Source organism: Kitasatospora sp. NPDC042419, from assembly GCF_056437345.1.
Map to the genome: position 1 here is coordinate 153,378 of NZ_JBWKAW010000007.1, position 13,190 is coordinate 166,567.

The following is a 13,190-nucleotide window of genomic DNA, read 5'->3' on the forward strand; positions in this document are numbered from 1 at the left end:
TCCCGGTGGGGCCGGGTGCCGATTTCCCGGCCCCCGGCCGGCACCGGACTGCCCGTCGGACCGCCCGTCGGACCGCCCGGAGAGGTCCAGCGCCGCTCCGGTGGCTGTCGGGGCTGCCCGGGGGCTTTCCGGGGGTTGACCGCGCCCGGTCCGAACCCCCTCCGACCGCGCTCCGGTGGCGGGCGCGGCCCGTCCGACGGTGATCCAGGTCGCATCCGGACACCGATTCGAGAGGCGGCGGCGCCGGGCCGGTAGTGTGGCGTCCGGGACGGCTGCGGCGTCCGGCAGCCCGCCCGATCCGGTCGGTTTGTCGCCTTTTTGACGTGGTGCAGGCCGGTACGGCTCGGAGTGTGGGCAATTCGACGGGCCGCCCGCCGGACCTGGAGAATGCCGTAGGGTCCGGTGCGGTCGTGCCGGTTGCCCCGGCTTGTCGTTGTTTCAGATGACGCGCCGCCCCTCGCGGGTGGTGCGCGGGCCGGGGTGCCGCAGCGCGCCGGAAGGACTTCGGCCGCAGCGCCTCGGCGCGGCGGCCATGTGTGGTTGAGGGGCGGGCCGGTGCAGGCCCGGCCCGTGCGGATGGGCGCTGCGGTCGGTGATCGCGTCGCCGAGGGCGCGGCAGCGGCCTGGAAGGAGCTTTGACATGACCGATGGCGGCCACGTCCCGAACGAGGGACTGCCGGAGCACCTGCTCGCCGGGCCCGACCCGCTCGGCGGCCCGGAGGGCGTCGCGGCTGTCGCACCCGTGCAGGGCGTCGCGATGGACGGTGCGGTCCCCGGGCAGCAGATCCCGAACCCCGGGATGCCGAACCCCGGCCCGCCCGGCGCGGTGCCCCCCGGCGCGGGAGTCCTCCCGCCGCAGGGCATCCCCGGCCAGGCCCAGCCGTTCGGCGCGCCCGGCTTCGCCCAGGCCCCCGGCACGCCCGTCGGGACCGGAGCCCCGGGCGCCGTCGGCGACGGCTGGGCCGTCGACCCCGGCGCCCCGCGCCCCGCCTTCCACTTCCTCGACCAGCCCGACCAGCCGGACGGGCTCGACGACGAGGACGACGTCCTGCTCATGCCCGGCCCGCAGGGCTCGTGGGGCGAGCCGCTCGCGCCCGCCGCCGACCAGCAGGCCGTGCCCGGCACCCCGGTCGAGCCGTCCTGGCCGCCGCTGGACCCGCCGCCGCTCGGCGCCGACCCGGCCGTCCACCAGGCCCACGGTGTGCCGCAGGTCGTGTTCCAGGCGCCGGCCGGCCCGGCCGCCGCGGTCCAGCACAGCCCGGAGCAGGCCGCGGCCGCCCAGGCCCCGCGCCGCCCGCTGCACGCCGGACCGCCGATCCCGGACCCGTCCCTGATGACCGGCCAGGTCCCGGTCCGCTCGCTCGCCGACCGCGGTCCCTCGCAGGGCGGCACGCCCGCGCACGGCATCCCGGTGGTCCCGGCCGCCGTCCAGCCGGAGCCGCAGGCCGTCCCCCTCGTGCCGGCCCAGCCGCTGCAGCCCGCCCAGCCCGTGCCTCCGGTGGCGGCCGTGGCGGCCGAGGACGTCCAGCCGGTGCCGGACGCCGTGCCGCAGCCGCGTCCCGTGGAGAACGCCGCGCAGCCGATCGAGCCCGCGCCGGTCGCGCAGCCCGTCGAGCCCGCGCCGGCCGAGCCCGCGCCGGTCGAGGTCGCCCCGGTCGTCGAGGCCGTCCAGGTCGAGGCCGTCCAGGTCGAGGCCGCCGCCGTGGCAGCCCCCGCCGAGCCGGTGCCGGGAGAGGCCACGGGCGCCGTCGCCCAGCCCGTCCCGGCCGAGACCGCGACCGCCGAGGCCCCGCTCCCCGACGCGGCGGTCGCCGAGCAGCCGACCGCCGAGCAGCCGGTCGCCGTCGAGCCGGCCGCGGCCGAGCCGGTCGCCGCCGAGGCCCCGGCCGCCGGCGAGCAGCCCGCCGCCCCGACCGGACAGCCCCGCCGGATCTCCGCCTTCCTCGCCGCCCCGCCCCCGCACGGCCTGCCGCAGGTCGAGGCGGTGGAGCAGTCGGCTCCGGCCGTCGCCGAGGACGAGGCGCAGCAGTCCGCCCCCATAGCGCCCGCCGCGCAGCCCGAGGCCGAGGCCGTCGTCCAGGCCCCCGAGGCCGCCGAGGCCACCGAGCAGGCTGTTGTTGTCGAGCCGGCCGTCGCCGAGCCGACGGCCGACGCGCCCGGGACCGTCGGTACGCCCGCCGACGCGCCCGTCGAGACCCCGGAGGCCGCCGCGACCGCCGCGGGCACCGGTGAGATGCCGTCCGGCCAGCCCGTCGCGGTGCCGGACACCGCCCCGGCCGACGCGGTCGCGCCGACCGAGGCAGTTGCGCCCGCCGCGCCTGCCGAGGCCGCCGCCGTCGAGGAGCAGGCCCCCGCGACCGACGCCGCCGAGCAGGCCGCGCTCCCGGCCCCGGAAGCCGAGGCTCCCGTCGAGGCCGAGCAGCAGACCGCGCCGGAGGGATCCGCCGCCGAGGCACCCACCGCCGAGGCACCCACCGCCGAGGCTCCCGCGACCGAGCCGCCGGCCGCCGAGCAGCAGCAGGTCACCGAGGCCGTGCCTGCCGAGGCCGCCGCCGAGGAGCAGGCCCCCACGAGCGCCGCCGCCGAGGAGCAGGCCGAGGCCGGCACCGCCACCCCCGACCCCACCGCCACCCCCGACGAGGCCGCCGGGACCGCCGGGACCGCCGAGGCGATCGCCGCCGCCGAGGGCGCCGAACCGGCCGAGCCCGCCGAGCCGCGCGGCCCGGCCGCCCCCGGCTACGACGAGGCCGGCCGCGAGGCCGTCCACCAGGTCATCCGCGAGCGCCGGGACATCCGCAACGGCTTCCGCCCGGACCCGATCCCGCACGAGGTGCTGATCCGCGTCCTGGAGGCCGCCCACACCGCACCCAGCGTCGGCTACTCCCAGCCCTGGGACTTCGTGGTCATCCGCTCCGCCAAGACCCGCCGCAAGATGCACGAACTGGCCGAGCGCCAGCGCGAGGCGTACGCCGACTCGCTCCCCAAGGGCCGCGCGAAGCAGTTCAAGGAAATCAAGATCGAGGCGATCCTCGAAACGCCCGTCAACATCGTGGTCACCGCCGACCGCACCCGCGGCGGCCGCCACACCCTCGGCCGGCACACCCAGCCGCAGATGGCCCCGTACTCGTCCGCCCTCGCGGTCGAGAACCTCTGGCTGGCCGCCCGCGCCGAGGGCCTCGGCGTCGGCTGGGTGAGCTTCTTCGACGAGGAGGAGCTGGTCCGCGAGCTCGGCCTGCCCGAGCACCTGGAGGTCGTCGCCTACCTGTGCGTCGGCTTCGTCGACGCCTTCCCGGACGAGCCCGAGCTCCAGCAGCAGGGCTGGGCCAAGAAGCGCCCGCTGTCCTGGGTGGTCCACGAGGAGCAGTACGGCAACCGCGCGCTCCCCGGCGAGGAGCCGCACAGCGTGCTCTCCGAGACCCTGCGCGGCATCCGCCCGCTGGACGCCAAGGCGCTCGGCGAGGCCTGGGACCGCCAGAAGCGGATGACCAAGCCGGCCGGCTCGCTCGGCATGCTGGAGATCATCTCCGCCCAGCTCTCCGGCCTGTCCCGCAAGTGCCCGCCGCCGATCCCGGAGCCCGCCTGCGTCGCGGTCTTCGCCGGCGACCACGGCGTGCACGCCCAGGGCGTCAGCCCCTGGCCGCAGGAGGTGACCGCCCAGATGGTCGGCAACTTCCTGGCCGGGGGAGCGGTCGTCAACGCCTTCGCACGGCAGATCGGCACCGAGGTCTGCGTCGTCGACGTCGGCGTCGCCGCCGAACTGCCGGACGCGATCCAGCAGGGCCGCACCACGGGCCTGCTGCCGCGCAAGGTCAAGCCGGGCACCGACGACATGACCAAGGGCCCGGCGATGACCCGCGAGGAGGCCCTCAAGGCCATCGAGGTCGGCATCGAGACCGCCCGCGACCTCGTCGCGGCCGGCAACAAGGCACTGGTCACCGGCGACATGGGCATCGCCAACACCACCGCCTCCGCCGCCCTGATCTCGGTCTTCACCGGCCTGGACCCGGCCGAGGTCACCGGGCGCGGCACCGGCATCGACGACGAGACGCACGCCCGCAAGATCGAGGTCATCCGCGCCGCGCTGGCCCTGCACCAGCCGGACCCGGCCGACCCGATCGGCGTCCTCGCCGCCGTCGGCGGCCTGGAGCACGCGGCCATCGCCGGCTTCCTGCTCGGCGCCGCCTCGCTGCGCACCCCGGTGATCCTGGACGGCGTCATCGCCGGTTCGGCCGCGCTCGCCGCGAAGGCGATCGCCCCCGAGGTGCTGGCGGCCTGCATCGCCGGCCACCGCTCGGCCGAGCCCGGCCACCAGGCCGCGCTGACCAAGCTGGGCCTGCGGCCGCTGATCGACCTCGACCTGCGGCTCGGCGAGGGCACCGGTGCCCTGCTGGCCCTGCCGCTGGTGCAGAGTGCGGCCCGGGCGATGCACGATGTAGCCACGTTCGACTCCGCCGGGGTCACCGAGAAGGCCTGATGCCTGTCCGCACCGCTCCGTGTACCGGCCCGAGGGCGCGCCGGTACGCGGGGCGGTGCGGCGGCGTACCCCCACACCACCCTCACCCGATCCAGGAGCACCGCCGATGACCGCGCCCACCCCCCACCCCAGCACCGAGGGCCGCACCCCGTACCCGGTCGGCCTGCTGCTCGCCGGCCGCCGCGTGGTCGTGGTCGGCGGCGGACACGTCGCCCAGCGGCGGCTGCCCGCCCTGCTCGCCACCGGTGCGGACGTGCACCTGATATCCCCCGCCACCACACCGGCGGTCCAGGCGATGGCCGACGCGGGTGAGCTGACCTGGCACGAGCGGCGCTACCGGGACGGGGACCTCGCCGACACCTGGTACGCGCTGGTCGCCACCGACGACCCCGCGGTGAACGCCGCCGTCAGCGCCGAGGCCGAGCGCGGGAGGGTCTTCTGCGCCCGCAGCGACGACGCGGCGGCGGCCACCGCCTGGACGCCCGCCAGCGGGCGCGACGCGGGTGCGACCGTCGCCGTCCTCACCGGTGACCCGCGCCACTCCGCCGCCCTGCGCGACTCGATCGTGGAGGGGCTGCGGGACGGCTCCCTCGCCGCCCGCCAGTACCGTGCGCACGGCGCGGGCGTGGCCCTGGTCGGCGGCGGCCCGGGCGACCCGGACCTGATCACCGTCCGCGGCCGTCGGCTGCTCGCCGACGCGGACGTGGTGGTGGCGGACCGGCTGGCCCCGCGCGAGCTGCTCGCCGAGCTGCCGGAGCACGTCGAGGTGATCGACGCCTCGAAGATCCCGTACGGCCGTTTCATGGCCCAGGAGGCCATCAACCGGACGCTTGTCGAGCACGCCAAGGCCGGCAAGTTCGTGGTCCGGCTGAAGGGCGGCGACCCGTACGTGTTCGGGCGCGGCGGCGAGGAGCTGCTCGCGTGTGCGGAGGCCGGGCTGCCGGTGACGGTGGTCCCCGGGATCTCCAGCTCGATCAGCGTGCCGGCGGCGGTCGGCGTGCCGGTCACCCACCGGGGGATGACGCACGAGTTCACGGTGGTCTCCGGCCACGTCGGGCCGGACGACGAGCGCTCGCTGACCAATTGGGAGGCGCTCGCCGGGATGACCGGCACGCTGGTGCTGCTGATGGCCGTCGACAAGATCGGTGCGATCGCGGCCCGGTTGATCGAGGGCGGGCGGTCCGCCGACACCCCGGTGGCCGTCGTCCAGGAGGGCACCACCGCTGCTCAGCGCCGCGTGGACGCCACCCTCGCCACGGTCGCCGCCACCGTCGAGGCCGAGCAGATCAAGCCCCCGGCGGTCATCGTGATCGGCGACGTCGTCAACGTCCTGACCCCCGCCACCTCGCCCGGCGCCTGAGCCCGTCCGCCCTCACCCCTGAGCTTCGCCCTCCTCCCTGAGCGAACCTTGCAGCGCACTTTGCAAACACCCGGTGTTTGCAAAGTGCGCTGCATACCACCAGCTCAAAGGCTCCCCGGTGCTCGGTTGCTCGCTTTGCAAAGCAAGAACTTGCTTTGCAAAGCGCACAACACAACAGAGCACCCGCCCACACCCACCCGCTACTCCAGCGGCTGCTCCGTCCAGATCACCTTCCCGGTGGCCGTGTAGCGGGTGCCCCAGCGGTCGGCGAACTGGGCGACCAGGAAGAGGCCGCGCCCGCCCTCGTCCGTGGTGGCCGCGTACTTCAGGTGCGGGGAGGTGCTGCTGGTGTCCGACACCTCGCAGATCAGCGCCCGGTCGCGGAGCAGCCGCACCCGGATCGGCCCCGTCCCGTACCGGATCGCGTTGGTCACCAGCTCGCTCAGGATCAGCTCGGTGACGAACGCCGCCTCCTCCAGCCCCCACTCCTCCAGCCGCTCCGCCACCGCAGCCCGCACCCCGCCCACCGCCGCCGGGTCCGAGGGCACGTCCCACTCCGCGACCTGGTCGTCCGGCAGCACGTGGGTCCGCGCGACGAGCAGCGCGATGTCGTCCTGCGGCCGCGCCGGCAGCATCGCCCCCAGCACGTCCGCGCAGGTCTGCTCCGGCGTCCGGGGCGGCCCGGTGAGCGCGGTCCGCAGCAGCTCCAGCCCCACGTCGATGTCCCGCTCGCGGTCCTCGACCAGCCCGTCCGTGTAGAGCACCAGCCGGCTGGCCTCCTCGACCTCCAGCTCCACGGTCTCGAAGGGCAGCACCGCGAGGCCCAGCGGCGGCCCGGTGGGCAGCTCGGGGAACACCACCCGACCGTCCGGCGCGATCAGGGCCGGCGGCGGGTGTCCCGCACTGGCGAGCGTGCACCGCCGCGACACCGGGTCGTAGATCAGGTACAGGCAGGTGGCACCCGTCACCGCCGCCGATCCGCCGGTCGCCGACTCCTCCTGGTCGATCCGGTTGACCAGCTCGTCCAGGTGCCCGAGCAGCTCGTCCGGCGGCAGGTCGAGGGTGGAGAAGTTGTGGATCGCCGTCCGCAGCCGCCCCATGGTCGCCGCCGCGTGCAGCCCGTGCCCCACCACGTCGCCGACCACCAGCGCCACCCGTGCGCCCGGGAGCGGGATCACGTCGAACCAGTCCCCGCCCACCCCGGCCTGCGCGGGCAGGTACCGGTGCGCGACGTCCAGCGCGTTCTGCGCCGGAAGGCTCCGCGGCAGCAGGCTGTGCTGCAGGGTCACCGCCATCGCGTGCTCGCGGGTGTACCGGCGCGCGTTGTCGATGCAGACGGCCGCGTGCGCGACCAGCTCCTCGGCCAGCGCCAGGTCGTCCTCCTCGAACGCGTCGGTCCGCTCCGCCCGCCAGAACCGGGCCACGCCCAGCAGCACCCCGCGCGCCTTCACCGGCACCCGCACCAGCGAGTGCACCCCGTACGCCAGCACCTGCGCCGCCCGCTCGGGATCCTGCTCCCGCCACGCGGAGGCCTCCGCCAGCCGCGGCTCGATCGCGGGCAGACCGCTGTGCAGGGCGCCCGCCAGCGGCGTCGACGGCACCACGTCGAGCACGGTGCCCACCGGGTAGAACGGCGAGCCGTCCCGGACGGCGGCGAACGCCGCCCGGCGCATCCGCCCCAGCGCCGGACCGGGCGGTGGCTCCTCGCCCTCCAGCACCTGGTCGGCCAGGTCGATCGTGACGTAGTCCGCGAAGCGGCCCACCGCGACCTGCGCCAGCTCCTCCGCCGTGCGCGTCACGTCCAGCGTGCTGCCCACCGCCACCCCGGCGTCGTACAGCAGGCGCAGCCGCCGCTGCGCGACCTCCGCCCGCCCGGTCAGCGCCATCAGCTCGGTGGAGTCGCGCAGCGTCGCGACCGAGCCGGGCGGCCCGCCGTCCTGGTCGGTCGGCCGGACGTTCACCGCGAGCAGCCGCTCGCCGGAGAGGACCACCTCGTCGGTGACCGCCCGCCCGGCGGTGAGCAGCTCCTCGGGCGCGCGGTCCAGCCCCAGCTCGGCGACCGGGCGGCCCTCGGCGTCCGCCGGCAGGTCCAGCAGCCGTCGGGCCTCGTCGTTGCAGAGCAGCAGGCGCCCGTCGCCGCCGACGATCAGCACACCCTCGCGGACCGCGTGCAGCACGGCCGCGTGGTGCTCGTACATGCGGGTCATCTCGGCGGGGCCGAGGCCGTGGGTCTGCCGCCGGAGCCGTCGGCTGACGAGCGCCGTCCCGCAGGTGGCCAGGCCGAGCGCGATCCCCGCCGCGCCGAGGACCACGGGCAGCTGCCGTTCGCTCGCGCTGCTCACGTTGGCGATCGTGATGCCGGCGGACACCATCCCGACGACCTGGCCGTCCGGCGCGTGCACCGGGACGATCGCCTGCACCAGTGGTCCGATCGTGCCGACCACCTGCTCGACCACGACCTGTCCCTGGAGGGCGGGCTCGTAGTTCCCCACGAACTTCTGGCCGATCCGGGCCGGGTTGGGGTGGGTGTAGCGGATGCCGGCGGTGTCGAGGACGACGACGAAGTCCACCCCGGAGTTGACCGCGACCGACTGCGCCTTGGGCTGCAGGATCGCGGTGGGGTCGGGGGAGCGGAGCGCCTCGACGATGCCGGGGGAGTTGGCGAAGGTCTGGGCGACCGCGACCGATCTGTTGGTCGCCTCCTGCCGGGCGTCGTTGCGGGACTGCACGACCAGCGCGATCACGGCGGCCGCCACCAGCAGCAGCACCACCACGACCTGCAGCGCGAACACCTGCCCCGCCACCGACCGGCTCTTCGCCGGCCCGGACCGGGCTGCTCGGGAGTGCTGGTGCCGACCGTGTGGGCGCCCACCGGCGGAGCCGGCGGTACCGGTGGATCGGGAGGAGGTGGTGGAACCGGATGCACCAGCGGCCGACGGAGCCCATGATCGGCCCGGAAATCGGGCCATACGTCATATTTGCACTCCGCCTGGCAGGGGGCCAAGGGCAACCACCCTCGACCCTTGGGCCGTTTGGCCTTCCCCGGCCCGGCTTGGCAAGATCGCAGGGTGTCCGAACCCAGCACCATCACCGACCCCGCCGACCCGCGCCTCGCCGACTACACCGGCCTGACCGACGTCGAACTCCGCCGTCGCCGCGAACCCGCCGAGGGTCTCTTCATCGCCGAGGGCGAGAAGGTCATCCGCCGCGCCCTCGCCGCCGGCTACCGGATGCGGTCGATGCTGCTGACCGCCAAGTGGCTGGACGTGATGGCCGACCTCATCGCGGACGCCGACGCCCCCGTCCACCTCGTCGAGCCCGCGCTGGCCGAGGCCGTCACCGGCTACCACGTCCACCGGGGAGCCCTCGCCTCGATGGAGCGCAAGCCGCTGCCGGACGCCGCCGGGCTGCTGGCCGGCGCCCGCCGGGTGGCCGTCCTCGAAGGCCTGGTCGACCACACCAACCTCGGCGCGATCTTCCGCAGCGCCGCGGCGCTCGGCATGGACGCCGTCCTGCTCTCGCCCGACTGCGCCGACCCGCTCTACCGGCGCGCGGTCAAGGTCTCGATGGGTGCCGTCTTCGCCGTGCCGTACGCCCGCCTGGACCCCTGGCCGACCGCTCTGGACACGGTCCGCGCCGCGGGTTTCAGCCTGCTGGCCCTCACCCCGGCCGAGGACGCCGTCGACCTCGCCGCTCTGGCGCCCCACCGTCTGGCCAAGGCCGCCCTGATGCTCGGTGCCGAGGGTGACGGCCTCACGCGGGGCGCCATCGCGGCCGCCGACCACGCCGTCCGCATCCCGATGGCCCACGGCATCGACTCGCTCAACGTCGGCGCCGCCGCGGCCGTCGCCTTCTACGCCGTCACGGCCGCCTGACGCCCGCGGTACGCGACGCACAGGAAGTCGGCCGGTCCGACTTCCTGTGCACCCGGTCGGTCCCGGTCCCGGCCCTTGGGCGGTACCCCGTCCCCGGCCGTCGTCCCCGACCCGAGCACCTGGCCCGAGCACCCGACCCGAGCACCTGGCCCGGGTACCCGTCCCGTCCTCCGACTCGAAAACGGGCTCCGGGCCGCCAAGGCCCCGTACGCCGTCCGGACCCCGAGCCGGGCCGCAGGCGCGCAGCGGGGGCAGCCGGTCCCGCTCCCAGCTCCCAGCTTCCCGCGTCAGCCCACCGGGGCGGTGGGCGGAGCGGTGGGGGGAGCGGGCGCTGCCGCCGGGGGCGGGGTGACGGCCGGCGTGGTCGAGCCGGAGCCGGGCCAGGACTCCTCCAGCGTGCCGTCCGCGCGCACCGTGTAGCGGGTCGAGGCGGCCGAACCCGACTGGGCGGCCCGCTCCTCCCGGACCAGCGCGCCGTTCTCCAGCCGCCAGGTGGCCGTCGCCTGCGGATCCGCGGCGGACGACCGGGAGGCCAGCGCCACCGGCGCGTCCCCGTTGAAGGAGAACAGCTGCACGAGGTCGACCGGCACCGAGCCCTCCGACCGGCGCAGCACCACCAGGGCCGCCGGCGCCCCCTTGTACCGCGCGGGGAGTACGGCGCTCAGGACGACCTGGGGTCCCGCTCCCGCGGAGCGTCCGTCGCGCAGGGTGATGGCCGCCCCGCTGGCGGGATCGGTGTAGGCGCGGTTCGGCCAGTCCACGGCCGGACCCGCTCCCTGCGGGGGTGCGAGTGCGCTGTCGCCGGCTGCCGCGCTCGCGCGCGCCGCGGCGGCGAGCGGCGTGGACGACTGGGTGATGCCGTCGGCCGAGAGCCCCGAGCCGCCTGCGGTCGGCGGGGCCGCCGCCGTACCCGCCGGCTGCCCGCCGGCCGCCTGGCCGCCCGCTGCCTGACCGTCTGCCGGCTGCTCGCCCGCTCCCGGGGCGGCCGGGGCCGAGGCGGGAGCCGGTGGCCGCAGCCCCTGGTTCTCCCGGTTCTCGCACCCCTGTGCCGCGGCGATGGCCAGCGCGACGCCCACCGTCACGGTGACGAAGACCACGAGCCGCTGCCGCAGCAGTCGCTGCCGGGCCGCTCCCGGACGGCCGCCCGGTACGGGCGTGTGCTGCCGGTCCTGGGCCCGCCCGCGTGGCTGTCCCGGCCGCTGCTCCCGCTCGCGTGCCCCGGCGGGGGCGCCGGGGCGGCCGGGCGGCGGGGTCTGCTGGCGCTCGCGCATCGGCCGGGTGGCCTGGGCCGCGTCGGGGCGGGGGAGGGGGGCGGTGGCGGCCTGTGCGCCCTGTCCGGGGGCTCCGCGCCGCTGCGCGCCCCCGGGCTGTCCGGCGGGCCGGCCCACGGCCGCGGCCCGGGCGCGCGCGGCCGCCGGGTCCGGTGCCCGGCCGGGGGCCGGAACGCCGCGCGGGGCGGCGGCCGGCGGGCCCGGCGGGACGGTACCGGCCGGGCGTGCTCCGGCTCCGGGCCGGGCGGCGGCCCCGGGCCGTCCTTCGGCGCTCCGTGCGGGGACCGGTCCGGCCGCTCCGACGGAGCGGGCCGCGGCTGCGCCGCCGGGCTCCGCCGTGCTCCGTTCCGCCGCTCCGTCGCGTGCCGCGCCGCCGTCGGCCGGGCCCCTGCTCCGGCCGAAGGGCCCGCCGGGCCCGCCGGGCGTGCCGCCCGCGGTGGTGCCGCGCGCGGCGAGTTCGCTCAGCCGCTCGTGCAGGGCGGCCGCGCCGGGCCGTTCGGCGGGCTCCTTGGCGAGGCAGGCGCGGATCAGCGGCGCGAGCTGCGGCGGTACGGCGGAGAGGTCGGGCTCCTCGTGCACGACCCGGTAGAGCATGACCTCCGAGGAGGCCCCCGAACCGAACGGGGTGTCCCCGGTGAGCGCGTACGCGAGCGTCGCCCCGAAGGCGAACACGTCGGTCGCGGGCGTGACGGCGGCCCCCCGGACCTGCTCGGGCGCCAGGAAGCCGGGGGAGCCGACCGCGGTGCCGACGTGGGTGAGGGTGCTGGCCCCGCGGGACCAGGCGATGCCGAAGTCGATGATGCGCGGGCCGCGCGGCGAGAGCAGGATGTTGGACGGCTTGAGGTCCCGGTGGACGACCCCGGCCTCGTGCACCTTGACCAGTCCGTCGGCCAGCGCGGCGCCGATCCGGGCGGCCTCGGGCCAGCTCAGCGGTCCGTCGTCGCCGACCCGCTTGTACAGCGACGGCCCGGGGACGTACGCGGTGGCCAGCCAGGGCCGGTCGGCCTCGATGTCGGAGCCCATGACGCGGGCGGTGCAGCCGCCCCGGATCTTGGAGGCGGCGGAGATCTCGCGGGCGAAGCGGGTGCGGAACTCGATGTCCTCGGCGAGTTCGGCCCGGATCAGCTTGAGTGCGACGCGCTGCCCCCGGCGGTCCGACCCGAGGTAGACCACTCCCATCCCGCCGGCTCCCAGCCGCCGGTGCAGGCGGTACGGCCCGACGATGCGGGGGTCCTCACGCCTCAGCCGCATCATCGCCATCTTCGTTCCCCGTCAGACCGTGGGTGAGGCCCCGTCGGTTGGGGCATCGTCAGTTCCTGTCCGGCACAGCTTACGGACTGCCCGCTGCGGTGTGCTGATACGCAACACCTCAAGCCATCGTCCGATTGTCCGATCTTGGACTGACCCCGGGGTGACGGGTCGCCGAAACGTTTCTCGGGGTCGCCCCTCAGGGTTCCCCCGGGGGTGCGGTGGAGGGCGTCTCCCCCTGCGGTAGTAGTCCTCAGGTCCGGGCGTCATCCTCCGGGAGGCCCGGAGAACAGTACGACGGCATGACGTCCGCCGACCCCCTCGGGCCATAGCGTTGTCCTCAGCGGTGGACGGGGAGCTCGTCCCCCGAGGTAAGCCGTCCACCGCGTCCACTTCACCGGAAAATCGCTCACGAATCAGGAGTCAGGGCATGGCAGCGCAGCTCACGGGATCCACCTCCCGACGCCGTCGGCCGGCCTTCACTCAGCCCCAGGCCGCGGAGCCCACCAGGCACCCGGCCGTGGCGGTGGCCATGGCACTGCCCTGCGCGGTGCTGCTGGCCATCCTGTTCGGGGGCTGGGAGCAGATGGCGACCCAGGCCCAGGCGGTCGCCGATCTGATCAGCCACTGATCCACCCACTGGGAACGGCCGGCCTCCGGGCCGGCCCGAGGAACGGGCACGGGATCCCCTGGGGACGGGGAGCCGGTGCCGCCGGGGAGGCCGCGGCCGCGTTGACACGCGGACGGGCGAGAGCGGTGCGCAGAGCACCCCGGCAGGAGGAGATGCCGCGTACGGCCGTCGGTGAGGGCGACCGTACGCGGCTCTTCTGTGTCCTGAAACCCCTCCGGTCCCCCGGGGGCGGCGGATCCGCAGCGGTCCCTCGGCGTCCGCGAGCACGCGAAAAGACCGGGGCCGCGACTCTCAAGAGTCGCGGCCCCGGCCGTTGCTGTGCGCGATACTG

At 76.2% G+C, this 13,190-nt stretch carries 6 protein-coding genes; 4 read left to right on the forward strand and 2 right to left on the reverse strand.

The features are described 5' to 3' along the window. Nucleotides 1–640 precede the first annotated feature (640 nt). Nucleotides 641–4,474, forward strand: a complete 3,834-nt coding sequence (cobT, locus tag AC067J_RS16725) for a nicotinate-nucleotide--dimethylbenzimidazole phosphoribosyltransferase (RefSeq protein ID WP_478299794.1) — start codon at nucleotides 641–643, stop codon at nucleotides 4,472–4,474. Between the two features lie 106 nt (nucleotides 4,475–4,580). Next, entirely contained in the window at nucleotides 4,581–5,834 is a 1,254-nt protein-coding gene (gene cobA / locus AC067J_RS16730; protein ID WP_478299796.1) for a uroporphyrinogen-III C-methyltransferase, read from the forward strand. A 200-nt stretch (nucleotides 5,835–6,034) separates the two neighbouring features. On the opposite strand, the gene AC067J_RS16735 is transcribed toward cobA, so the two are convergent. Continuing rightward, a complete protein-coding gene (locus tag AC067J_RS16735; protein ID WP_478299798.1) occupies nucleotides 6,035–8,803 on the reverse strand; it encodes a SpoIIE family protein phosphatase in 2,769 nt (922 codons plus the stop codon). A 99-nt stretch (nucleotides 8,804–8,902) separates the two neighbouring features. Between AC067J_RS16735 and AC067J_RS16740 the strand changes: the two genes are divergently transcribed. Next, entirely contained in the window at nucleotides 8,903–9,709 is an 807-nt protein-coding gene (locus AC067J_RS16740) for a TrmH family RNA methyltransferase (protein WP_478299800.1), read from the forward strand. A gap of 287 nt (nucleotides 9,710–9,996) precedes the next feature. On the opposite strand, the gene AC067J_RS16745 is transcribed toward AC067J_RS16740, so the two are convergent. Continuing rightward, entirely contained in the window at nucleotides 9,997–12,240 is a 2,244-nt protein-coding gene (locus tag AC067J_RS16745) for a serine/threonine-protein kinase (protein WP_478299802.1), read from the reverse strand. Between the two features lie 418 nt (nucleotides 12,241–12,658). Between AC067J_RS16745 and AC067J_RS16750 the strand changes: the two genes are divergently transcribed. After that, nucleotides 12,659–12,859, forward strand: coding sequence for a hypothetical protein (locus tag AC067J_RS16750; protein WP_478299804.1), 201 nt, complete (start codon nucleotides 12,659–12,661; stop codon nucleotides 12,857–12,859). The last annotated feature ends 331 nt before the right edge of the window (nucleotides 12,860–13,190 follow it).